A 23,900-nucleotide genomic window follows, 5' to 3' on the forward strand; every position below is an offset into this window, starting at 1 on the left:
GCGTACCTTGAAGGTCACCGTGGTGGTGCCGACCTACAACGAGCGGGAGAACCTGCCCGTTGCGGTGGAGCGGCTGACCGCACTGCCGGTGGAGGACCTGCATGTGCTGGTGGTGGACGACAATTCACCCGACGGCACCGGCGAGGTCGCGGACAAGCTGGCCGCCGATCTGCCGAACGTGGTCAGCGTGCTGCACCGGACGGAGAAGGACGGCCTGGGCCGCGCCTACATCGCCGGCATCACCAAGGCGCTCGACGACGGCGCCGACGTGGTGATCCAGATGGACGCCGACCTGTCGCACCCGGCCGAGGTCATTCCCGCCATGCTCGACAAGCTGAAGACCACCGACGCCGGCGTGGTGCTCGGATCCCGGTACGTCCCCGGCGGTTCCACCGCCGAGGAGTGGAAGTGGTACCGCAAGGCGCTCTCCGCCTGGGCCAACTTCTACGTCAACCTGATCCTGCGCCTGGGCGTGAAGGACGCCACGGCCGGGTTCAAGGCGTGGAAGGCCGACACGCTGCGCGCCATCGACGTGGCCTCGATCAAGTCGAACGGTTACTCGTTCCAGGTCGAGATGAACTACCGCACCGTCAAGAAGGGCATCTCCATCGCCGAGGTGCCGATCCGCTTCGAGGAGCGCACCAAGGGCGCCTCGAAGATGAGCCTCAAGGTGCAGCTCGAGTCCGCGGCCATGCCGTGGAAGCTGCTGTTCGGGCGGGCTGTCTAAGTTTCGGGCCAGTGGAGCAGGGTGTCGACGAACAACTGTCGGACCTGCTCCACTTCCGTATCCAGGCGGGCCGGGTCCCAGCCGCTGACATCGATCGGCGGTAGGACGTCCACGTCCACCACGCCCTTGCGGACGATCGCGGAGTTGCGCCAGGCGATCTCGCCCGCATTGCGGATCACGACGGGGATGATCGGCACGCCCGCCTGCATGGCGATGTGGAACGCGCCCTTCTTGAAGGCGCCGACCCGCGGGGTGAGCGAGCGGGTGCCCTCGGGGGCGATCACCACCGACAGTCCGCCGCGCAGCGTTTCGACCACAGGTTCCAGCGCGGCCTTCGCGGCCTTGGTGTCGGCGCGGTCGATGAAGGTGACCTCCACGAACCGCATGAGGGGCCCGAAGACCGGGTTCTTGGTGATCTCGCGTTTGGCGATGCCGGTGAATCCGGTGCCCAGCACCTCGGCCAGCACCACGATGTCGAACTGGCTCTGGTGGTTGAAGATGAACACCGCCGGCCGGGGCGCGCGGGCGTGTTCGGCGCCGGTCACCCGTACTTTGACACGAGTGCCGCGCAGGGTCGAGTCGGCGGCGTGGGTCATCATCGAATCCGCCATCTGGCGGCGCTGTTTCGTGTGCGCCTTGGCGGCCACGCCGAACAGCGCGCCGCCCAGCAAACCCGTGAATCCGGCCAGGGTGCGGGCGTAGTCGGTGGCCTTGGGGGCCTGCCGGGGCCGGAAATGCAGGACCGGCCATTCCCTTTCGGCCGCCTCGAGCACGACCCGCGGGTCCGGGTTGACGGCCACCGGGTGCCCGGCGGTCTGGAGCAGCGGCAGGTCGGCGGCGCTGTCGGCGTAGGCCCAGCTGCGGGTGAGGTCGATGTCGTGGGTGATGGCGAAGCGGCGCACGGCGTCGGCCTTGCCGTTGCGCCACAGCGTCTTTCCCTCCACGTGCCCGGTGAGCACGCCGTCCTGCACGGCCATGACGGTGCTCAGCACGTGCGGGATGCCGAGTTCGGCGGCGACGGGTTCCACCTGGTAGCGGCTGATCGAGCTGATCAGGACCAGGGTGTGCCCGGCGGCCTCGTGTTCGCGGACCAGCCGCCAGGCCTCGGGGTAGATGTGCCCGTACACATTGCGCGCGAACACCTGCCGTCCGAGGTCGATCAGGTCGGCTTCGGGTACCCCGGCCCAGTCGTACATGGCCGATTGCAGGAAGCGTTCGTATTCGCCTTCGCTGCGGGCGCCGCGGATGCTGCCGAGCAGGCTGGCGGTGAGTGCGCCGCGGGCGCTGCCGCGGCGCAGCAGGCGGCGGGCGACCGGGGGTGGGTTGAAGCCGTGCACGACGGTGCCGCCGAAGTCGAAGACGGCGGCGACCTGCGGGCCCTGTGGTCCGGTGCGTACGGCTTCGAGGGCGGTGGCGAGATCCTGTGCGCCGATGGGCCGCTGGGTGACGCCGACGCCGGGCCGCAGGGCCGGGGTGGTGCGTCCCGCCGCGCGGCCCCGGACCCGGTGGGTCACAGCGCTTCCATCCGGTTGGACGGGTCGAGGGTGGCGGCCCGGGTGATGCGCTGCCCGATGGCGCGCAGTTCGGCGGCGAAGGCGCTGCGCCGGGCGGCCAGGTCGGCCGGATCGCCGGCGGGGGTGAGCAGGCCGTGGTTGTCGGCGAGTTTGACCGCGCTGCCGAACAATTCCGAGGACACCGATTCGGGGCTGTGCAGCCGTTGTTGCAGCAGCATCTGTTTGCCGACCTGGAGGCATTCGTCGATGAGGGCCTTGCGGTCGACGGGGTCGACCGGGTCGCGGGCGGCGAGCCGTTCGGCCACCACCAGTTGCGCGTCGGAGAAGGAGCGCAGGACGCGGTGGGCCATCATGAAGCCGGAGTCGGCGAGCCGGGCCAGGATCTCGGAGCCGAGGGTGCCCGCGGCGGTGCGGTGATGCCATTCGGGGTCCACGCGCAGCATCTCCGCGGTGAGCTGGCTGGTGAATTCGGCTCGTTCGGGGAAGAAGAACTCGAATTTGAGCAGGTCGCGCAGCCGGTAGGCGGCGTCCCATCCGGCGCGCAGCTGGTCGCCTTCGGGGGCTTCGACGCCGGTGAGGACGGCGAGCTCGAGGATGGCGCGGTTGACGAACCAGTGCACGGCGCTGTTGCGGTAGAACGCGGCCTCCAGGTGCGCGCCCGCGTTGATGGCGTACACCGGTTCCAGTCCGGCCCGGTACACGGTGACGACGGTGGCGACGGCCAGCTGTTCGAGGACCACGGCGAGCCCGTGATCGTCGCGCAGCGTGTCGAGTTCGCCGGTCGGCAGGCCGCGGCTCTCGATGTAGCCGAGCACGGGGGCGATGGCGTTGCGGAGTTCGGGCCGGGTCAGCGCGCGTTCGTGGACGCCGAGCAGCACCAGGGTGGTGAGGGCGTTGACGGTGATCGGGGTGACCTCGTTGATGCCGACGGCGACCTCGAAGGCGAGCCGTTGCACGGCCAGCTGTTCGCGTTCGACGGCCTGCTCGGTGCCCGGATCCTGGTGTCCGGTCAGCGGATCCCCGTTGGCGGCCAGGCGGTCGCGGGCCGAGAGCGGGGTGCCGAAGCGCACGTACACGTGCCCGGCGGAGTGCTGCTGGTTGCGGACGTAGCGGGCCAGCCAGGTGAGGCCCTCGGGTTGTTTGCGGCCGCCGGTCTGTTCGTCGGCGATGGCCCCGATCTCGTTGAGCCGTTCGTAGGTGATGGAGACCGGCACCAGCATGACGTCGTCGATGCGTTTCGAACGCAGCGCCGCCGCAAGGTAGTTCAGCAGTCCGTAGCGCGGGGGCCGGAGTTTCCCGGTGCGGGTGCGCCCGCCCTCGAAGTACCACTCCAGGTTGAAGCGTTTGGTGAGCAGGTAGGCGAAGTACTCCTCGACGACGGCCTTGTAGACCTCGTCGTCGCCGAAACTGCGGCGGATGAACACGGTTCCGGTGCGCCGGGCGATGGGCCCGATCGGCCAGAACTTGAGGTTGGCGCCGCCGACCACGTGGTTGGGCGGGAAGTCGTTGCGCGCCAGGATGTCCCCGAGCACGAAGGCGTCCACGTAGGAGCGGTGCGAGGGCAGGAAGACCAGCGGATAGCGCCGGTTGAGCGACCGCAGCCGGTCGAGTCCGGTCTCGTCGGCGTCGACGTTCCAGGTGGAGGCGTGCACGGGCCGCATGGCCTGGGTGAACAGGTCGGAGACGAGGCGGCTCTGGGCGGCGACGAGTTCGCGCAGGCCTCGCTCGGCACGCCGGTAGACCTCGCGTGGCGGGAGTCCGGATTCCAGGGCGATGACGTCGAGTCGGCGCAGGAATTCGGGGGAGTCCAGGATCTCCTCGACCACCAGTCGCGGCACCTTGTACCGGTCGCCGATGACGGCGCGCTCGGCGCGCTCCAGCGCGACGATGCCCGCGCGCACGATGGCCCGCCCGAAAGCGTCGGGCACGATGGCGGATCCGGGGTTGTTGGCGCGCAGCTCGCTGAGCCGGGCGGGCTGCCCGGTGAGGATCAGGTGCCGGTCGGGCGCCTTGCCGACGAGCCGCCGCTGCATGAGACGGTGCGGTTTGCGCGGGTTGGACAGGGACAGCAGGTCGCTGAAGGTGGTGCGGCGCACGCCGTCTCGTTCGGGCGGCAGCCACAGCACGCGGACCGGCACCACCAGCGGGTCGTCGGCGCGTCCGACGAGGCGGTCGGTGACGGCGGCGGGGTCGAGGTCGATCTGGGTGACGGGGGCGGAGGTGCCGAACTCCTGGGTGATGCCGCCTTCGGCGAGCCAGCCCCCGATGAGTTCGCGTTCCACCCGGGAGGCGGCGTCGACCAGGGCGACCACGGATTGCGGGGCGGTGAGCGCGGCTTCGGGGAGCCGGCTGTCGTGATCGAGCATCTTCGTTCCCTCCGCATGAGCCGCTGCGATCCATTGAAGCCCAAACCGGGGCGATGGGACGGGAGGTCGGGCAATTCACCGGTCCGACCCGGGGTTTCGCCGTGTTGCGCGGCGGTGGTGACGGACGTCGCGACGCGGGCCTCCCCGCAAAGGGAAAGGTAATGCTAACCTCACTCACGAGTTAGGTAAGCATAACCTTGGAGGTCTGGTGTCGGTCGCTGACGAACGGGTACGGCTCGAGGGGGAGCAGCGGTGGGGAGAGTACGTCACCGATCCGGTCGCGGCCGTCGCCGCGCTGGCGGCGGCGGATCGCTTCGGTGAGTACGTGGTCTACGAACGGCCCGGCGAATGGGTCTTCGCCGCCGACCCGCTGGGCGGCGTCGAGCTGGACGCGGGCGAACTGCGGGTGAGCTGGGACGGACAGACCACCGCGGGACCGTGGTCGGGCAATCCGGCGCAGGCCCTGGACCGCGCGCTGGCCGGACTGCCCCTGGAGGGCCGCAACGCCTTCGGCTGGATCGGCTTCGAGTTCTGCGCCTGGTCGCTGGGCGCGACCGAGCACGTGCACCCGCGGGCCACCCTGGCGCACTTGATGATTCCGCGCATCGAGGTCCGCATCGACGCCACCGGCGTGCGGGTGTCGGGCGCGACGCCCGCCGAAACCGGCGACATCCACGAGCTGATCGCCGCCGCCCAGGACACCGCGCTGCCCGTCGCGCACCCCGTGGACGTCACCCCGGACCCGACCGGCTATCAGGACCGGGTCGCCGCGGGCGTGGCCGAGATCCGGGACGGCAAGTACCAGAAGGTGATTCTGTCTCGGAAGGTCGATCTGCCCTTCGCGGTCAACATCCCCGCCACCTACCGCCTGGGCCGTGCGAACAACACCCCGGCGCGCTCGTTCCTGCTGCGCCTGGGCGGCCTGGAGGCCGCGGGCTTCAGCCCGGAACTGGTCGCGGCCGTGGACCGCGACCGGGTAGTCACCACCGAGCCGCTGGCCGGGACCCGCGCCTTCGGCCGCGGCGACGACATCGATCTGGCCGCCCGCGCCGACCTGGTGCGCGACCCGAAGGAGATCGTCGAGCACGCCATCTCGGTGCAGACCTCCTTCGCCGAGATCGCCGCGGTCGCCGAGCCGGACACCACCGCGGTCTCCGACTTCATGGCCGTCCGCGAGCGCGGCAGCGTGCAGCACCTGGCCTCCACCGTGCGCGGACGGCTGGCCGCCGACCGCAGCCCGTGGGACGCGCTGGAGATGCTGTTCCCGTCCGTCACCGCCTCCGGCATCCCCAAGGCCGAGGGGGTGGACGCGGTGTTCCGCCTCGACCACGATCCGCGCGGCCTGTATTCCGGTGCGGTGGTGACGGTTTCCCCCGACGGCGCGCTGGAGGCGACGCTGGTGCTGCGCGCGGTCTACCAGTCGGGCGCCGGCGCGTGGCTGCGCGCGGGCGCGGGCGTGGTCGGGCAGTCGCGGCCGGAGCGGGAGTTCGAGGAGACCTGCGAGAAGCTGGGCAGCGTCGCGCCGTACGTGGTGCGAGCCTGATCCCGGAACCGGATATCCGAGATTCAGATCGGGAATTCGACATCCGTCAACCGCTCGGACAGCTCCCAGAGCTGCCGGGCGGTTTTCTCGTCGTGGGAGGCGGCATTCGAGCCGACCCGGGTCGGGTGGCCGCGCCAGTTGAATCGGTCCGGCCCGTAGTAGGCGCCGGGTTCGACGTCGGCGGTGGCCGCGTACAGGGTCGGCAGCGCGCCCATGGCGGCGCTCTGCGCGATCAGCCGGTTGCCGAGGCCGACCAGCTGTTCGAGCACGTTCTGGGTCTCGGAGCTGATCTCGGTGGCGGCGTAGCCGGGGTGCGCGGCGACCGCCAGCTTGGCCGATCCGGTGACCGTGAGCCGCCGCTGGAGTTCGTAGGTGAAGAGCAGCATGGCGAGCTTGGATTGCGCGTACGCGCCGAACCGGGAGTAGGCGCGCCGCTCCCAGTTCAGGTCCTCCAGGTCGATGCGCCCGATCAGATGGGTGAGGCTGGAGGTGTTGACCACGCGCTCCGAGATCCGGTCCAGCAGTAGGCCGGTCAGCGCGAAGTGGCCGAGATAGTTGGTGCCGATCTGCAATTCGAAGCCGTCGGCGGTGGCCCGCTGGGGCACCGCCATCACGCCCGCGTTGTTGATGAGCACGTCGGCCCGCTCGACGGTGTCGGCGAAGGCGCGCACGGAGGCCAGGTCGGCCAGATCGAGGGCGCGGATGTGCACGTCCCCGGGCATGGTGGCGGCCACCGTCCGCGCCTTGATCTCGTTGCGGCAGGCCATGATCACGCGCGCTCCGGCGGCGGCCAGGGCGCGCGCGGTGGCCTCGCCCAGGCCGCTGGTCGCTCCGGTGACGATGACGATCCGGCCACTCTGGTCAGGAATATCCGATTCGTTCCACCCACCCATAGGAGAACTCTATGACGGAACGGCTCTCAGCGCGCGGCGAGGGCCTTCTTGTCGATCTTGCCGACCGCCGTCACGGGCAGGGAATCGGTCTGCCGCAACACATCCGGGAGTTTGTAGGTGGCCAGGCCCCGCTCGGTGAGGAAGGTTTTGACGGCGGCCAGGGACGGCAGCTCACCCTCGGTCACCAGGAACACGCCGACCTTCTCACCCAGGGCCGCGTCGGGCAGGCCCACGGCGGCCGCGTGCCGGATACCCGGGTAGGCGAGCAGGTGCTCCTCGAGTTCGTCGCAGGAGATGTTCTCGCCGCCGCGGTTGATCACGTCCTTGATCCGGCCGGACACGATCAGGTGGCCGCTGGGCAGGCGGCGCACCAGGTCGCCGCTGCGGTAGAAGCCGTCGGGGGTGAAGGCGCGGGCATTGTGCTCGGGGGCGCGGTAGTAGCCGCGCAGCGTGTAGGGGCCGCGGGTGAGCAGTTCGCCCTCCTCGCCGTCGGCGACGTCCCGGCCGTGCTCGTCCACCACCCGCACCTCGTCGGCGGGCGCGAGCGGGCGGCCCTGGGTGGTGCACACCAGGTCGTCGGAATCCTCGGCGCGGGTGTAGTTGAGCAGGCCCTCGGCCATGCCGAACACCTGCTGCAGGCGGCAGTCCAGGGCGGGGGTGACCTCGCGGGCGTTCACCTCGGCCAGTTTCGCGCCGCCGACCTGGAGCAGCCGCAGCGAGGACAGGTCGGCGTCCTCCCATTCGACTGCCGCGCACCACAATTGGGCCAGCGGCGGCACCACGGCGGTGACGGTCACCCGGTGGCGTTCGATGGCGGCGAACGCGCTCTCCGGGCTGGGGTCGGTGACGAAGGCCATGGCCCCGCCGGTGGCGACGGTGCCGAGCACGCCGGGGCAGGCGAGTGGGAAGTTGTGGGCGACGGGCAGGGTCGCGAGGTAGACGTCGTCGGGGCCGAGTTCGCAGACCGCGGCGCTGGTGGTGGCGTTGTAGACGTAGTCGTCGTGGGTGCGGGCGATCAGCTTGGGCAGCCCGGTGGTGCCGCCGGACACCAGCATGAGCGCGATGTCGGAGGCGTCCACCTCGGGCAGCGAATCACCGTCGGCGGGAATCGAATCCAGGTCGGTGAACTGCCCCGGATCGCCGAGGATCAGGATGTGGCGCAGGTCCGGGAGCTGTGGGCGGACCTCGGCGGCCAGGGCGCGGTAGTCGAAGTCGCCGAGCCGGTCGGCCGCGACGTAGGCGACCGCGCCGGAAAGCCGGGCCAGGTGCTCGATTTCGGCGCGGCGGTGCGCGGGCAGGGTGAGCACCGGGATGATCCCGGCGCGCAGCAGGCCGAACAGCAGCGGCAGGAACGCGGGGGTGTTGGGCAGCTGGACCACCACGCGGTCGCCGGACCGGATGCCGAGCTTCAGGAGGCCGTGCGCCATCCGGTCGGCGGCGCGGTCGAGGTCGGCGTAGGTGGCCGGGGCGCGGCCGGACTCGTCGCTCAGCAGCGCGGGTCGCGTGGGCCACTGCCGGGCGGCGTCGCGCAGGAGTTCCCCGAGCGGGCGGCCCGCCCAGTAGCCCTCGCGCCGGTACCGCTCGGCGAGGTCGGCGGGGAAGGCGACGAATCCGTCGCGGTGGCCCGCGGCGGCGGCGGGTGCGGTCGTTGTCACGGCTCTGACCTCTTGCTGGTAAGGGTGTCCTTGCATAGGTTAGGCAACCCTATCTCAATGGGTTACGCTTCTGCCCACCGATCCCGTCGAACAAGGAGTACCAGCGGAATGGAGTCACCCCAGGGGCCGTCGGCGAACATCGCCCGGGACGAGATCCGCGCCGCCATCGCGGGACACCTCGGTCTTGAACCGGCCGACATCGCCGACCACGACGACCTCATCCAGCTCGGCCTCGACTCCATCCGCACCATGAAACTCGCGGGCGCCTGGCGCAAGCGCGGTCTGGCCGTGAACTTCGCCCAGCTCGCCGCCGAGCCCACGGTCGCCGCCTGGCACGGCCTGCTGGGCGGGACCGGCGAGGAGAGCGCGGCGGAGACGAATCACGAGGCCGCGCAGACCGATTCGGCTCAGGAGCCGAGCGGCGAGCTCGCCGCGGTCGGTGTCGCGGCGGCCGATGACCTCGCCACCGGCGTCGACGACGGCGCCCCGTTCGCGCTCGCGCCCATGCAGCACGCGTACTGGATCGGGCGGTCCGACAGCCAGCAACTCGGCGCCGTCGCCGCCCACCTCTACGTCGAATTCGACGGGGCCGGTGTCGATCCCGCCCGCTTGGGCACCGCCGTCGAGGCGCTGGTGCGGCGGCATCCGATGCTGCGCACCCGGTTCCTGCCCGACGGCACCCAGCAGACCCTGGAACGCCCCGGCCGGGACGTCTGGAGCGTCACCGACCTGCGCGACGCCACGCCCGAGGCGGCGGAACGGGCGCTGGAGGAGCTGCGGGACCGCCGGACCCACCAGCTGATGGCAGTCGAGGACGGCCAGGTCGTCGATATCGCGCTGACCCTGCTGCCGGCGGGCCGCACCCGGCTGCACCTGGACGTGGACATGCTCGCGGCCGACGCCATGAGCTACCGCATCCTGGTCGCGGACCTGGCGCGCCTGTACCACGGTGAGCAGCTGTCGCCGCAGGACTACACCTTCCGCGAGTACCTGGCCGAACACGCCGGTCCCGCACCGGAACACGCCGCCGACCGTGCGTGGTGGCAGGCCCGCCTGCCCGAGCTGCCGGGCGCGCCGGAACTGCCGCGCGCCGCCGAGACCGCGGTGGCGGAGCCGGGGGAGCGGGCGGCGCGGACCGTGCGGTTGCACCGCTGGCTGTCGCCGGAGGCCAAGGGCCGCATGTTCGCCGCGGCGCACGCCCGCGGCATCACCCCGGCCATGGCCTTGGCCTCGGTGTTCGCCGAGAGCATCGGCGGCTGGTCGGCGCAGCGCCGGTTCCTGCTGAATCTGCCGCTGTTCCACCGGGAGCCGGTGCATCCGCAGGTGGACGGCGTGGTCGGCGACTTCACCTCCTCGGTGTTGCTGGAGGTGGATGTCACCGAGCCGGCTACCGTCACCGAGCGCGCCCGGGCGCTGCAGCGCGAATTGCACGCCGCCGGAGCGCATTCCGGCTACAGCGGCCTGGAGGTGCTGCGCGATCTGGGCCGCCTGCGCGCCGAGCCGGTGCTGGCCCCGATCGTCTACACCAGCGCCATCAACCTGGGCGAACTGTTCGCCGACCAGGTCACCGACACCTTCGGCGACCCGGTCTGGATCATCTCGCAGGGTCCGCAGGTGCTGCTCGACGCGCAGGTCACCGAGGTTCGCGGCGGTCTGCTGCTGAACTGGGACGTCCGCTCCGACGCCTTCCCCCCGGCCATGGTCGAGACCATGTTCACCCGCTACATCGACGCTGTCCTGCGCCTCGCGGGCAGTGACGAGCCCGGGCCGGACGCCGATGCCGACGCCGCACCTGCCGCCGGTTTCGGCGGCGCGGGGTGGGACGCCGAGGCCGCGGTGCGAATTCCCGTGGAGCAGGCGGTGGTTCGCGCCCAGGTGAACGCCACCGACGGCGCGGTCAGCGGCCGCGCCCTGCACAGCGGCCTGTTCGACATCGCCGCCGCGAACCCGGACGCTCCCGCGATCGTCTGGGAGTCCGACCGCGTCGATGTGCCGGGCGGGGTCGCCGCAACGGCGGACGGCCGCGAATCGGACGCTGTCACAAGTGTTCTCACCTATCGCGAGCTGGCCGCGCAGGCGCTCGCGGTGGCGGGCGCGCTGCGGGCGGTGGGCGTCCGGCCGGGCGACGCGGTCGCCGTGCAGTTGCCGAAGGGCCCGGATCAGATCCTGGCTACGGTCGGCGTGCTGGCCGCCGGAGCCGTGTACGTGCCGATCGGTTTCGATCAGCCCGACCGGCGGCGCGCCGAGATCCTGCGCACCGGTGCGGTCGTCGCGGCGGTGACCGCCGGCGGCGAGGTGCCCGGGCTGCCGACTGTGGCGTTGCGCGCGGCGCGGGAGTACCCGGAGCCGTTGGCGCAGGCCGTGATCCCGGATCCGGAGGCCATCGCCTACGTGCTGTTCACCTCCGGCTCCACCGGGCGGCCGAAGGGTGTGGAGGTGCCGCACCGGGCGGCCATGAACACCATCGACGACCTGAACGAACGCTTCGGGATCGGTGTGGATGACCGGGCATTGGCCCTGTCGGCGCTCGAATTCGACCTGTCCGTCTACGACATCTTCGGTCTGCTGAGCGCCGGAGGCGCGGTGATCGCGCTGGATGAGGGACAGCGCGCGGAGCCGGGCCGCTGGGTGGAACTCATCCGCCGCCACCGGGTGTCGGTGCTGAACTGCGTCCCCAGCCTGCTGGACATGACGCTGGAGGCCGCGGCCGGGAAACCTGTGGACAGTCTGCGCATGGTGATCCTGGGCGGCGACTGGGTCGATGTGGCGCTGCCGGGCCGCCTCGCCGCGGTGGCTCCCGGCTGCCGGTTCGCGGGGCTGGGCGGGGCCACCGAGACGGCCATCCACTCCACGATCCGCGAGGTCGTGAACGCCGAGGTGCCGGCGGAGTGGTCGGCCGTCCCGTACGGCACCCCGCTGCGCAATGTGCGCTGCCGGGTGGTCGGCCCGTCCGGTCAGGACTGCCCGGACTGGGTGACGGGTGAACTGTGGATCGGCGGCGAGGGTGTGGCCGCCGGGTATCGCGGGGATCCGGAGCGCACCGCCGACCGGTTCGTCACCCATGACGGCCTGAACTGGTATCGCACCGGCGATCTGGCCCGCTACCTGCCCGACGGCTGCCTGGAATTCCTGGGCCGCGCCGACCATCAGGTCAAGATCCGCGGCTACCGGGTGGAACTCGGTGAGGTGGAGAGCGTGCTGCGCGGCCTGCCGGGCGTGCGGCACGCCATCGCCGCCGTGGTGGGCGCGGCCGCGCCGAAGCTGGCCGCCGTCCTGGTGGCCGACGACGGCGTCGCGCTGGACGTCCCGGTGCTGTTGGCGGCGGCCGCGAATCTGTTGCCCGCCTACATGATTCCGGATCGGGTGGAGACGCTCGCCGAGCTGCCCTTCACCTCGAACGGCAAACCGAACCGCAAGGCCATCGCCGGGCTGCTGGCCGAGGGCGAGCGAGCGGGCGAATTCGTCGCGCCCCGAACCGATGTCGAGCGCGCCGTGGCCGATATCATCGCGTCGGTGCTGGGCCGCGAGACCGTCGGCGTGACCGACGACTTCTTCGCCCTGGGCGGCGATTCGGTGCTGGCCACCGCGGTCATCGCCCGCGTGCGGGACTGGCTGGACTCCCCGGACACCGTGGTCGCCGACTTCTTCGCGGCCCGCACGGTCGAGGGGCTGACCGCGCGGCTGCTGGAGCGGGAACGCCGGGCCGGCGCCACCGGCCGGCTCGACGGCGTGGCCCGCCTCTACCTGGAGGTGGCCGCCATGTCCGACGACGAGGTGCTGGCCCTGTCCTGAAGAGCGTGATCCCCGCGCCCTTGCCGGAGGGCGCGGGGATCCACGGCAGGTCTCTCGGTGCGCGGGCGGCAGCGTGCGGCCGTCCTTCAGGACGCCGAGATCGTGCAGCAGCCGGTAGCAGGACGGATCGTCGGGCACCCTTCCAGGAAGTAAGGTCGCGATCAGGTTGGCGACGATCACGAGCCCGAGGCCCGGCGAAGCCACCGCCGCTCGCGGTCTCGACGGGCTCGGTGCCGATGTCGGTCACCATGTCAGCCACAAGCCAGAATGCCCAGCAAACCCGCGAGTATCAGGGTGTCCATGGTCGCGGACGCTACCGCTCACCCAGGTCAAATGGGATGAATCGGACACGGACACGCCGCGCTCGGCCACCGCCCGGGACGGTCGGCAAATCCCGCGTCCGGGAACGGTTCACGCCGACATCGGACGTGCGCGCCTCCGCGCACCTAGACTCGACCCCGTGAGCGGCTGGGACATCTCCGACATCCCCGATCAAGCGGGCCGGACCTTCATCGTCACCGGGGCCAACAGCGGGCTGGGCGCGGCCACCGCGCGAGCGCTCGCCGGCGCGGGCGCGAAGGTGATCATGGCGTGCCGCAATGAGGTGAAGGCGAGAGCGGTGGCCGATCGGATCGGCCCGAACGCCCAGGTGCGCCGCCTGGACCTGGCCGACCTCGCCTCGGTGCACGAGTTCGCCGACTCGGTCGACGGCGCGGACGTGCTGATCAACAACGCGGGCGTGATGGCGGTGCCGCTCAAGCGCACCGCCGAGGGCTTCGAAATGCAGATCGGCACAAACCATCTCGGCCATTTCGCGCTGACCGGGCTGCTGCTGGACAAGATCCGCGACCGGGTGGTCACGCTGTCCTCGGGCATGCACGCCATCGGCCGCATCGATCTCGAGGACCTGGACTGGGAGCGGCGCAGCTATCAGCGCTGGGCCGCCTACGGCCAGTCCAAGCTCGCCAACCTGATGTTCGCGCGGGAACTGCAGCGCCGCCTGACCGCCGCCGGATCGGCGAAGCTGTCGGTGGCCGCGCACCCCGGCTATGCCGCCACCGACCTGCAGGGGCACACCGAGTCGATCTACGACACCCTGATGTCGATCGGCAACCGGCTGTTCGCGCAGAGCGCCGAGATGGGCGCGCTGCCAACGCTGTTCGCCGCCACCGCCGAGGTCGAGCCGGGCGGCTTCTACGGGCCCACCGGGCTGCGCGGCATGCGCGGCTACCCCGGGCCCAGCCCGTCCAGCGCCGCCTCCAAGGACGAGGTGACCGCGCGGCGGCTGTGGGAGCTGTCCGAGCAGCTGACCAAGGTCAGCTATCCGTTCGTGCGCCGCTGAACCGAAATCCGGGAGCATCGCTGAGCCGAAAGGCGGGGTTGGTGAGCATTCCATTCGATCGACAGGATCAACTCGACAAGATCCGGCAGGGGTTGATGCAGGGCGAGCAGATCCTCGCCGTGTACGACGCCATCGGCGTGGGCACCGGATTCCTGGGGCTCACCGACCGGCGGGTCGTCATCCAGGACAACTCGTTCGTGGGTAAGAAGATCGCGATCACGTCCATCCCCTACGCGCGGATCTCGAGCGTGAGCATCCTGACCAACAAGTCGTTCGCGGGCCAGTTCTTCTCGTCGGGGCACATCGCCATCAGCACCGGGCACCACACCTACGAGGTGGAGTTCCGCGGCGACGACAAGACACGGCACGTGCACGACGTGATCCTGCACTACATCCTGCACTGACCCGGCGCCGAGATGCGCATCCCATCAGGTGGGACGCCCATCCCAGCGGCCGTGGCGTACGCCACACGCACGAAAAGGGATCTCTGGTACAGTGCCTGGCATGCAGCGTCAGTATTTCTGGTTTAGCCAGCCGGCCCCGGGTGGGTCGTGCGGCGTGACCTCGCGCTGACATCCTCCACCCCGAGCCGGACGAAATCAGACCGGCTCCTAGGGGTTTCGCAATTCTCCGTGGGTCGGCCTGGGACAAGGAAATCCACCCATGACCACCACCGCCGATCTCGACCGGCATGCCGATCTCGATGACCAGCGCACTCTCAGCGTCAGCCCGCTGAGCTCGCCGCGCGAGGTCCGTGCCGCCCACCCGATCGACGACACCCTCGCCGACACCGTGCGCGCCGGTCGCAAGGCGACCGTCGACGTGCTCAACGGCTCCGATGACCGCCTCATGGTGATCGTCGGCCCGTGTTCGGTGCACGATCCCGAAGCCGCCATGGACTACGCCCGTCGCCTGGCCGCCAAGGCCGCCGAACTGGACGACCGCCTGCACGTGGTGATGCGCGTCTACTTCGAGAAGCCGCGCACCACGCTGGGCTGGAAGGGCCTGATCAACGACCCGCACCTGGACGGCAGCTTCGACATCAACACCGGCCTGGACCTGGGTCGCCGCCTGCTGGTCGACATCACCGCGCTCGGCCTGCCGGTGGCGTGCGAGTTCCTGGACCCGATCACCCCGCAGTACATCGCCGACCTGGTCGCCTACGGCGCGATCGGCGCCCGCACGGCCGCCAGCCAGGTGCACCGGCAGCTGTCCTCGGCGCTGTCCATGCCGGTCGGCATCAAGAACGGCACCGACGGCGACGTGCAGGTCGCGGTGGACGGCGTGCGCGCCGCGGCCGCCTCGCACGTGTTCCCCGGCACCGACCTGGATGGGCGTTCGGCGCTCATCCGCACCGCCGGCAACCCGGACTGCCACGTCATCCTGCGCGGCGGCTCCAACGGCCCCAACTTCGACGCCGCCTCCTGCTCGGAAGCCCTGCTGCGCCTGGAGAAGTCGTCGCTGCCCCAGCGCCTGGTGGTGGACGCCTCGCACGGCAACTCCAACAAGGACCACAACAAGCAGGTCGACGTGGTCACCGATCTGGCCGAGCGCATCGCGGGCGGCGAGGACACCGTGGTCGGCCTGATGATGGAGTCCTTCATCGTCGCCGGTCGCCAGGACCTCACCCTCGGCAAGCCGGAGGACCTCACCTACGGCCAGTCCATCACCGACGCCTGCATCGACTGGGACACCACGGTCGCCCAGTTGGAGCGCCTCGCCGACGCGGTCGCCCAGCGCCGCGCGGCCCGCGCGTAGGCCCCCGATCCGATAGACCCGCACCCGGGCGCGGCGAGTTCGCCTCGCGCCGAACGCATCCGGCGTGCACACTGAGTTCGGCGCACACCCAGTCCGGCGGGTGTGCGCCGAACGCTTTTCGGGGGTATGGCCAGGTCAGAGGCCTGCGGGCCAGTGCGGGCTCGGGGTATCGGGATCGGTGCGCAGCCGCCCCGCCACCCAGATGTCGCGGCGGACACCGCGTTGCGTGCCGCCGCCGCGGATCAGCCCCTCGTAGTGCATGCCGATGCGGCGGGCCACGGCCGCGGACGGATGGTTTCCGGTGAAGGCCCGCCACTCCAGGCGCTCGAAGCCCAGCGTCTCGGGATCCAGTCCGGCGGCCGCGACCAGCCGCGCCGACCGGGTCATCACGCCCGCGCCGCGGGCGGTGGGGGTGAGCCAGAAGCCGATCTCGGCGGTCTCGTCGTCGCGGCGGGGGTAGAGCGGACTCAGCCCGATCATGCCGACCACCGGGCCGTCGGCCGACCCGCGCACCGCCCAGGTGGGGCTGCGGGCGGCCCAGCCGGGGCCGACGATGTCGTAGATGAACTTCTCCGCGTCGGCGCGGTGGTAGGGGACCGGCATGGTGGTCCACGCGCCGATCGAGGGCTCCTGGCACAGGGCGGTGATGGCATCGATGTCGGAGACGGCGGGCGGCGACAACCAGACCGTGCCGTCGGAAAGGAATTCCGCGTCCATGCGGTCATGCTGTCACGGAATCGGGCATGGGCGGCCGGTAATTCGTGGTGACCGCCCGCGAGGCTGTCGGTGCCCAGCCGTAGGATCGGAGAGATGGTGGCGGTTCTCCTGGCCGACTTGTTCGAAACGCATCGGCCGCATCTGGTCTCGGTGGCCTACCGGCTCACCGGGAGCGTGAGCGACGCCGAGGACGCCGTGCAGGAGAGCTGGCTACGGCTCGCCGCGGCCCGCCAATCCGAGATCCACGACCTGCGCGCCTGGCTCACCACCGTGGTCAGCCGCCTCTGTCTGGACCGGTTGCGCAGCGCGGCGGTGCGCCGCGAAACCTATGTTGGGCAATGGCTCCCGGAACCGGTGGTCACCGCGGTGACGCCGTCCAGCACCCCCGATCCGCTGGCCGCGGTGATGCGTAAACAGGAGTTCCGGTTCGCCGCCCTCGTGGTGCTGGACACGCTGACCCCGCCGCAGCGGGTGGCTTTCGTTCTGCACGACGGCTTCTCGGTGCCGTTCACCGAGATCGCCGACATCCTGGACGTTTCCGTGGACGCCGCGCGGCAGCTCGCCACCCGGGCCCGGAAAGCGGTGGCGGACGCGCCGGAACCGGCCGCCGACGCCGAGCACGAGGCCGCGGTGCGGGCGCTGCTGGACGCGCTGGCCAGCGGGAACGTCGACGCCGTGGTGGCGGCGCTGCATCCGGACGTGCGCACCGTCGGCGACGGCGGCGGCAAGGTGTCCACCGCGGTCAATGTGGTTGCCGGCGTGGACAAGAACGCGCGCCTGTGGCTGGGGCTGTGGCGCAGGTTCATGCTGGTCGGCGCGGGCGGCGGCCCCGGCGATCCCGCGCCCGGCCGGGAACTCGAACCGGTCCTGGTCAACGGGCAGCACGGCATCCTGGCGCACTCGATCCCGGCCCGGGACGGCAATGCGGGCAATCCGCGGCGGGTGTACGCGTTCACCGTGCGCGACGGCAAGGTGTGGGGCGTCTACGACGTGGTGAACCCGGACAAACTGAGTGGCATCCGGCTCCCGCGCTGACCTGGCTGTGCGGTGAATCACGGCCGCCGGCCGTTCTCGGTGATGGATTAGGCTCCGGACATGCCGCGTATTCCGACCGTCGCCCGTCTGCAGCCGTTCGCGTCGACGATCTTCGCCGAGATGACCGAACTGGCCGTTCGCCACGGCGCGGTCAACCTCGGCCAGGGCTTCCCGGACAGCGATGGCCCCGCGGGCATGCTCGAGGTGGCGCGGCAGGCCATCGCCGACGGCTTCAACCAGTACCCGCCCGGCCGCGGCGTGCCCGCGCTGCGGCAGGCCATCGCCGCCGACCGCGCCCGCCGCTACGGCACCCACTACGACCCCGACAGTCAGGTGCTGGTCACCGTCGGCGCCACCGAGGCGATCGCGGCGACCGTGCTCGGCCTGGTCGAGCCCGGTGACGACGTGGTGCTCATCGAGCCCTACTACGACTCCTACGCGGCGGCCATCGCCTTGGCCGGAGCACAGCGCCGCACCGCCCGGCTGGTGCCCGACGGCGACGGCTTCGCCCTCGACCTGGACAGCCTGCGCGCCGCCATCACCCCGAAAACCCGGCTGCTGCTGGTGAATTCGCCGCACAATCCGACCGGCACCGTGCTCTCGCGCGCCGATCTCACCGCCATCGCCGAACTCGCCATCGAACACGACCTGTACGTCATGTCCGACGAGGCGTACGAGCACCTCTGCTACGACGGGCACGAGCACATCAGCCTGTCCACGCTGCCCGGTATGTTCGAGCGCACCATCGTGATCTCCAGCGCCGCCAAGACTTTCAGTGTCACCGGGTGGAAGATCGGCTGGGCCTGCGCGCCCGCCCCGCTGCTGGACGCGGTGCTGGCCGCCAAGCAGTTCCTCACCTTCGTCGGCGGCGGCCCCTTCCAGCCCGCCGTCGCCCACGCCCTCAACAACGAGCAGCAGTGGGTGGCCGCGCTGCGGGACACCCTCGCCGAGAAGCGACTCCGCCTCTCCGCCGCCCTGTCCGAGGCCGGTTTCGGCGTGAAGCGCAGTGACGGCACCTATTTCGTGTGCGCCGACATCACCCCGCTCGGCGCGTCCGACGCCTACGCCTTCTGCCGTGAACTGCCCGAGCGCCTCGGCGTGGCCGCGGTGCCGGTCAGTGTCTTCGCCGACGACAAGGCCGCGTGGAACCACCTGGTGCGCTTCACCTTCTGCAAGAAGGAGGAGACCATCGCCGAGGGCGTGCGCCGCCTCCGGGCCGGACACCAGGCCGAAGCGGTGCGCTGACCCGGACCCCGGTGGCCTCCGGTCGGGGGTCCAGTCGGTGGTGAGTGGCCCGCGACAGCGGACCGATGCGGCCGGAGAATCGGTCGCATGATCGAAGCGAGTGCGGTTCTGGGCGTGGCCGCCGCGGCGGTGGGGCTGGTGCTCACGCCGGGGCCGAACATGATGTACCTGGTGTCGCGGACCGTGTCGCAGGGGCGGCGGGCCGGACTCGTGTCGCTGGGCGGGGTGGCGGTCGGATTCGGGGTGTATCTGGCGGCCGCGACGGCCGGGATCACCGCGGTCTTCGCCATGGTGCCCGCGCTGTACCTGACGTTGAAGGTCGCGGGCGCGCTGTATCTGGTCCACTTGGCCTGGAAGACCTTGCGGCCGGGCGGGGCCGGACTGTTCGCGCCGACCGAGCTGCCCGCCGATCCGGCCCGGCGGCTGTTCACGATGGGGCTGGTCACCAATCTGCTCAACCCCAAGATCGCCATCCTCTACATGGCGCTGATCCCGCAGTTCGTGGTGCCGGCGCACGGGCGGGTCTGGTTGCAGAGCCTGTCGCTGGGCGCGGTGCAGATCGCCATCGCGGTCACCGTGAACGCCCTGATCGTGTTGAGCGCGGGCGCGGTCTCGACCTTCTTGGCGCGGCGGCCGCTGTGGCTGCGCGCGCAGCGGTACGTCACCGGGTCGGTGCTCGGCGGTATGGCCGCGCTGGTCCTCTCGGACCGGGCGCGGCCGGTCCCGGCCTGATCAGGCGCGCAGCGGGCCGGGGTAGAGGAACTCGTCGGCCGGACGGTCGGTGCGGTCCAGCCAGGCGGCCAGGAACCCGGTCAGATCGACCGGCGAGCGCGACTGCAGGAAAGTCCGGAACTCGGGCATGGACGCGTTGCCGTACCGGTGCGCCATGACGAAATCACGGACCGCTCCGAAGAACGCGGCATCGCCCATGGTCCGGCGCAGGGCGTGCAGGAAGAGTGGACCCCGGTAGTAGACCGCGGTGAATTCGTTGTCCTTGCCCGGGTTCTGGAGCGCGATCTCCCAGAACTTCGGATCGTCATGGTATTTCGCGACGGTGTCGCGGTACTCGGCGTCGACGTCCTTGCCGTCCTTGCGTTCCGGCCACAGGTAGTCGGCGGTATAGCTGGCGAAGCACTCGTTCAGGCAGATGTCGGACCACTGCTTCACCGACATGGAATCGCCCCACCACTGGTGGGCGATCTCGTGCACCACGGTGCTCAGATCGGTCCAGGGCGCGTAGATCGGGCGAGACTGCGTCTCCAGCGAGAACTGGAGTCCGGTGTCGACGTAGAGGCCGCCCGCGGTGTCGAACGGGTACGGGCCGTACAGCTCCTCCTGGAAGTCCAGGATCTCGGGCAGCCGCGTCTCCAGGTCCCGGCCCTTGCCCGCGCTCGGCGCGAAGGCGCTCAGCAGCGGAGTTCCATTGGCGCGCCGCTGGTCCAGGAATTCGAACCGGTCGACGGCGACCGTGGTCAGGTAGCCGACCACCGGCTGACGCATCTCCCAGGACACGGTCCGGTTCGCGCCCTGCACGGTGTCGGACACCTTGTCGCCGATCGACATCACCTCCCACTCCTGCGGCACCGTGGCGTGCAGGGTGAAGGTCGCCTTGTCCAGGGGCGTGTCGTTGAGCGGGTACCAGCTGCTCGCCGAATGCGGTTCACCCGCCACGAACGCGCCGCCGCTGGGCGAGAACACCCAGCCCTCGCCCTCGGTGCCGGTCACCTCGCCCGCGTACTCCACCCGCACGGTGAACGGCAGGCCCGGGAGCAGCGGGATCAGTGGGGTGACGGACAGTTCGTGCTCGCCGTTGCGGTCGAACCAGGCGGGCAGGTTGTTGACGGTCACCTTGGACACCGCCGGGCCGCTGTAGTCCAGGTTGAACACCCGCAGCGCCTGGGTCGCCACCGCGTCGATGCGGGTGTCCCCGGTCAGCTGATGCGTCGGCGGGTCATAGGAGATGGTGACGTCGTAGTGGCCGACGTCGTAGCCGCCGTTGCCGTCCAGCGGGTAGTACGGATCGCCCGCGCCGGGCGCGCCCGTGAACGGGTCGCTCGAATCCGCCTGCGCGGGAGCCGCGTTCGCGCCGAGCAGCAGTACCGCCCCCACTGTCAGGTACCGCCAGTTCCGAAGCATCCGCTCCAGCCGCCCTTTCCACACACCTACGAGTGCCGACGAGCTGATGCTAATCGGCTCCGGACTCAGCTACCGCTGCCCGACACGGCCACGCTCGCCCCCAGGCCGATGATCATCACCCCGCCCGCGCCGCCGACCGCCTCCAGCCGCTTCGGTGAGCGCGCGAACCATTCCCGCGCCGAACCGGCCGCCAGCGCCCACACCGAGTCGGAGACCAGCGCGACGGCGATGAACACCAGCCCGAGGATCAGCATCTGCACCGGGACCGGGCCGGCGTGCGGGGCCACGAACTGCGGCAGCACGGCGGAGAAGAAGATGATCGCCTTCGGATTGGTGACGCCCACCAGCATCGACTGCCGCAGCGCGCGGCCGGTGCCGACCGGCTCGGCCCGCGCCTGGAACGCCTCCCGCAGCGCGCGGCGATCCCGGATCGCCTGCACCCCGAGGTAGATGAGATAGAGCGCGCCCGCGAACTTCACGATCGCCAGCGCGATCGCGGACGCGGCCAGCAGCGTGCCCAGACCGGCCGCGACCAGCACCATGACGCCGAGGACGCCCAGGGAATGGCCGAGCACGGACAGCAGCGCGGCCCGCCGCCCGTAGGACAGCGCCCGGCCGATGACGAAAAGCACTCCGGGGCCGGGGATTACGATCAGCGCGACGGCCGCGATCAGAAACGCCACCAGATTCGTGACGGGAACCATCACCCCATCCTACGAAGCGGCGCAAGCGAAAAACGCGGGTTCGGAGCGGATCGCTCAGCCGCGCAACTCCTCCGGCAGCTGCTGCGGGTCCAGCAGCAGGCGCTTGGCGTCCGCGCCGCGCACCTTGATGGCCAGATCCAGATTGTCGGTGAGCAGCTTCCACTCGACCTCGTGGATGGCCTCGCGGGCGCGTTCGATGATGTTCAGGTCCCGGGTGCCCCAGGCGATGGGCATGGCGCTCACCGACTGCCACAGGTCGCCGACCGGGCCGGGGGCGCGGTCCACGCGCACGGTCACCGCGGGCACCCGTTCCCCGGTGCGGGCCCGGTGCCCGGGTAGGGAGCGGACCGTGCGGGTCACCAGGGCGTAGCGGGGGCCGGGGGTGTTCGGCTTGGCCAGATCGACCAGGGCCAGCAGGGTGGCCCCGTTCCCGTGGGTCTCCGACACCACCGCGGGCACCAGGTCGCCCGCGGCGTAGAGCTTGTCCACCCGGCCGCGATGCGGCATCCAGTATCCGATGAACAGCGCGGTCACCGCGGCGGCCAGGAAGGCCACCGCCAGCAGCCAGGACCACGGGTGGTTCACCCAGATCAGGAACGCGGTGCCCAGTCCCAGCGCGGCGGCGGCCGTGTATGCCCAGATGCGGAGTCGCCGCAGGTACGCCACCACCTCGTTGACCGCCCGAGCATGGTCACGGTCCACCGCGAATTCGAAGCGCCGCACGTACGTCCCTCCCGCCTTATGGAGGCTCTTCCTCCACTTATCCTATCGTCGGACCCAGCAGGTCGTCCGCATCGGTGATGCGATAGGCATACCCCTGCTCGGCCAGGAAACGCTGCCGGTGCGCGGCATACTCGGCGTCCAGCGTGTCACGTGCGACCACGGAATAGAAGTGAGCCTGGCCCCCGTCGTGTTTCGGCCGCAACAGCCGCCCGAGCCGCTGCGCCTCCTCCTGCCGCGACCCGAAGGTGCCCGAAACCTGCACCGCCACCGAGGCTTCCGGCAGGTCGATGGAGAAGTTGGCCACCTTCGACACCACCAGCACCGGGATCTCGCCGCGACGGAAGGCGTCGAACAGCTCCTCGCGCTCCTTGGTGCGGGTGGAACCCTGGATGACCGGGGCGTTCAGGTGTTCGCCCAGCTCGTCCAGCTGATCCAGGTAGGCCCCGATCACCAGGCTCGGCGCGTCCTTGTGCCGGGCCAGGATCGACTCCACCACCGGCAGTTTGGTGCGCGCGGTGGAGCACAGCTTGTAGCGCTCCTCCGGCTCGGCGGTGGCGTAGGCCATGCGCTCGGCATCGGTCAGGGTGACCCGCACCTCGACGCAGTCCGCGGGCGCGATCCAGCCCTGCGACTCGATGTCCTTCCACGGTGCGTCGTAGCGTTTCGGGCCGATCAGCGAGAACACGTCGCCCTCGCGGCCGTCCTCGCGCACCAGGGTGGCGGTCAGCCCGAGCCGGCGGCGCGACTGCAGATCGGCGGTCATCCGGAAGACCGGGGCGGGCAGCAGGTGTACCTCGTCGTAGATGACCAGGCCCCAGTCGCGGCTGTCGAACAGCTCGAGGTGGCGATACTCGCCCTTGGTCTTGCGCGTGATCACCTGATAGGTGGCGATGGTGACCGGACGGATCTCCTTGCGCTCCCCGGAGTACTCGCCGATCTCGTCCTCGGTCAGCGAGGTGCGGGCCAGCAGCTCGCGCCGCCACTGCCGCCCGGCCACGGTATTGGTGACCAGGATCAGCGTGGTGGCCTTGGCCTTCGCCATCGCCGCCGCGCCCACCATGGTCTTGCCCGCGCCACACGGCAGCACCACCACGCCGGAGCCGCCCGCCCAGAACGACTCCGCGGCCAGTTCCTGATAGTCGCGCAGATGCCAGTCGCTGGACTGGTAGTCCAGGTCGATCTGGTGCGCCTCGCCGTCGACGTAGCCGGCCAGGTCCTCGGCGGGCCAGCCGACCTTGAGCAGCATCTGCTTGATGCGGCCGCGCTCGGACGGATGCACGATCACCGTGTCGTCGTCGATGCGCGCGCCCAGCATCGGCTGAATCTTCTTGTGCCGCAGGATTTCCTCCAGCACTGCGCGATCCAGGCTGACCAGGACCAGCCCGTGCGCCGGGTGCTTCATCAACTGCAGCCGCCCGTAGCGGGCCATGGTGTCGACGATGTCGACCAGCAGCGGCTGCGGCACCGCGTACCGGCTGAAGTTGACCAGTGCGTCAACGACCTGCTCGGCGTCGTGCCCGGCGGCCCGCGCGTTCCACAGCGCGAGCGGCGTCACCCGATAGGTGTGCACGTGCTCGGGCGCGCGTTCGAGCTCCGCGAACGGCGCGATGGCCTGCCGCGCCGCGCCGGCCGACTCATGATCGACCTCCAGCAGCAGCGTTTTGTCACTCTGCACGATGAGTGGACCGTCGGTCACGAACACCTCCTGGCTTGATCCGGGCCCGAACGGGCCTTGACCATTCTCCAGGAA

Annotated in this window: 18 protein-coding genes; 9 read left to right on the top strand and 9 right to left on the bottom strand. The window is 70.6% G+C overall.

Annotation, left to right across the window (positions count from 1 at the left end; translation table 11 throughout):
* The first annotated feature begins 25 nt into the window (after positions 1 to 25).
* Positions 26 to 727 (top strand): polyprenol monophosphomannose synthase, encoded by a 702-nt coding sequence (locus ACQP06_RS03370; protein WP_433673226.1) that lies wholly within the window; start codon positions 26 to 28, stop codon positions 725 to 727.
* Here ACQP06_RS03370 and ACQP06_RS03375 read toward each other — a convergent pair.
* Both ACQP06_RS03375 and ACQP06_RS03380 read right to left on the bottom strand, forming a co-directional pair.
* A complete protein-coding gene (locus ACQP06_RS03375) occupies positions 724 to 2,241 on the bottom strand; it encodes an HAD-IB family hydrolase (RefSeq protein WP_433670395.1) in 1,518 nt (505 codons plus the stop codon). The two genes, ACQP06_RS03370 and ACQP06_RS03375, sit on opposite strands and share 4 nt — an antisense overlap.
* Positions 2,238 to 4,607, bottom strand: a complete 2,370-nt coding sequence (locus ACQP06_RS03380; RefSeq protein ID WP_433670397.1) for a glycerol-3-phosphate 1-O-acyltransferase — start codon at positions 4,605 to 4,607, stop codon at positions 2,238 to 2,240. The genes ACQP06_RS03375 and ACQP06_RS03380 overlap by 4 nt, the downstream gene beginning before the upstream one ends.
* A gap of 208 nt (positions 4,608 to 4,815) precedes the next feature.
* Between ACQP06_RS03380 and ACQP06_RS03385 the strand changes: the two genes are divergently transcribed.
* Positions 4,816 to 6,150: a salicylate synthase gene (locus tag ACQP06_RS03385; RefSeq protein WP_433670399.1), complete on the top strand. Its 1,335-nt coding sequence runs from the start codon at positions 4,816 to 4,818 to the stop codon at positions 6,148 to 6,150.
* 23 nt (positions 6,151 to 6,173) lie between these two features.
* Here ACQP06_RS03385 and ACQP06_RS03390 read toward each other — a convergent pair whose 3' ends face one another.
* On the bottom strand, positions 6,174 to 7,043 hold the full coding sequence (locus tag ACQP06_RS03390; RefSeq protein ID WP_433670401.1) for an oxidoreductase: 870 nt from the start codon (positions 7,041 to 7,043) through the stop codon (positions 6,174 to 6,176).
* A 26-nt stretch (positions 7,044 to 7,069) separates the two neighbouring features.
* Positions 7,070 to 8,698, bottom strand: coding sequence for a (2,3-dihydroxybenzoyl)adenylate synthase (locus ACQP06_RS03395; RefSeq protein ID WP_433670403.1), 1,629 nt, complete (start codon positions 8,696 to 8,698; stop codon positions 7,070 to 7,072).
* Positions 8,699 to 8,806: 108 nt separating this feature from the next.
* On the opposite strand from ACQP06_RS03395, the gene ACQP06_RS03400 reads away from it, so the two are divergent.
* The 4 genes from ACQP06_RS03400 (at position 8,807) to ACQP06_RS03415 (ending at position 15,590) form a co-directional block, all read left to right on the top strand.
* Positions 8,807 to 12,490, top strand: a complete 3,684-nt coding sequence (locus tag ACQP06_RS03400; RefSeq protein ID WP_433670405.1) for an amino acid adenylation domain-containing protein — start codon at positions 8,807 to 8,809, stop codon at positions 12,488 to 12,490.
* Between the two features lie 460 nt (positions 12,491 to 12,950).
* Positions 12,951 to 13,832, top strand: coding sequence for an oxidoreductase (locus ACQP06_RS03405; RefSeq protein ID WP_357282613.1), 882 nt, complete (start codon positions 12,951 to 12,953; stop codon positions 13,830 to 13,832).
* Between the two features lie 41 nt (positions 13,833 to 13,873).
* Positions 13,874 to 14,236, top strand: a complete 363-nt coding sequence (locus ACQP06_RS03410) for a PH domain-containing protein (RefSeq protein WP_357282611.1) — start codon at positions 13,874 to 13,876, stop codon at positions 14,234 to 14,236.
* 259 nt (positions 14,237 to 14,495) lie between these two features.
* Positions 14,496 to 15,590 (top strand): 3-deoxy-7-phosphoheptulonate synthase, encoded by a 1,095-nt coding sequence (locus ACQP06_RS03415; RefSeq protein ID WP_433670408.1) that lies wholly within the window; start codon positions 14,496 to 14,498, stop codon positions 15,588 to 15,590.
* A 135-nt stretch (positions 15,591 to 15,725) separates the two neighbouring features.
* Here ACQP06_RS03415 and ACQP06_RS03420 read toward each other — a convergent pair whose 3' ends face one another.
* The gene (locus ACQP06_RS03420; RefSeq protein WP_433670410.1) at positions 15,726 to 16,307 is read right to left on the bottom strand and encodes a GNAT family N-acetyltransferase; all 582 of its coding nucleotides are present in this window, start codon (positions 16,305 to 16,307) and stop codon (positions 15,726 to 15,728) included.
* A 93-nt stretch (positions 16,308 to 16,400) separates the two neighbouring features.
* Here ACQP06_RS03420 and sigJ point away from each other — a divergent pair, with 93 nt between their 5' ends.
* The 3 genes from sigJ to ACQP06_RS03435 all read left to right on the top strand — a co-directional run bounded on the left by sigJ (position 16,401) and on the right by ACQP06_RS03435 (position 19,319).
* Complete coding sequence (sigJ, locus tag ACQP06_RS03425; RefSeq protein ID WP_433670412.1) at positions 16,401 to 17,342, top strand: RNA polymerase sigma factor SigJ; 942 nt, start codon at positions 16,401 to 16,403, stop codon at positions 17,340 to 17,342.
* A 60-nt stretch (positions 17,343 to 17,402) separates the two neighbouring features.
* A complete protein-coding gene (locus ACQP06_RS03430; protein WP_433670413.1) occupies positions 17,403 to 18,587 on the top strand; it encodes a pyridoxal phosphate-dependent aminotransferase in 1,185 nt (394 codons plus the stop codon).
* Between the two features lie 87 nt (positions 18,588 to 18,674).
* Positions 18,675 to 19,319, top strand: a complete 645-nt coding sequence (locus tag ACQP06_RS03435) for a LysE family translocator (RefSeq protein ID WP_433670415.1) — start codon at positions 18,675 to 18,677, stop codon at positions 19,317 to 19,319.
* On the opposite strand, the gene ACQP06_RS03440 is transcribed toward ACQP06_RS03435, so the two are convergent.
* The 4 genes from ACQP06_RS03440 to ACQP06_RS03455 form a co-directional block, all read right to left on the bottom strand.
* A complete protein-coding gene (locus tag ACQP06_RS03440) occupies positions 19,320 to 20,696 on the bottom strand; it encodes a M1 family metallopeptidase (RefSeq protein ID WP_433670417.1) in 1,377 nt (458 codons plus the stop codon).
* Positions 20,697 to 20,788: 92 nt separating this feature from the next.
* Positions 20,789 to 21,427: a LysE family translocator gene (locus tag ACQP06_RS03445; protein WP_433670419.1), complete on the bottom strand. Its 639-nt coding sequence runs from the start codon at positions 21,425 to 21,427 to the stop codon at positions 20,789 to 20,791.
* Between the two features lie 54 nt (positions 21,428 to 21,481).
* The gene (locus ACQP06_RS03450) at positions 21,482 to 22,150 is read right to left on the bottom strand and encodes a DUF3239 domain-containing protein (RefSeq protein WP_433670421.1); all 669 of its coding nucleotides are present in this window, start codon (positions 22,148 to 22,150) and stop codon (positions 21,482 to 21,484) included.
* A 37-nt stretch (positions 22,151 to 22,187) separates the two neighbouring features.
* Complete coding sequence (locus tag ACQP06_RS03455; RefSeq protein WP_433670423.1) at positions 22,188 to 23,846, bottom strand: DNA repair helicase XPB; 1,659 nt, start codon at positions 23,844 to 23,846, stop codon at positions 22,188 to 22,190.
* Between the last annotated feature and the right edge of the window lie 54 nt (positions 23,847 to 23,900).

The organism is Nocardia sp. CA-136227 (assembly GCF_050955695.1).
Classification (GTDB): Bacteria; Actinomycetota; Actinomycetes; order Mycobacteriales; family Mycobacteriaceae; genus Nocardia.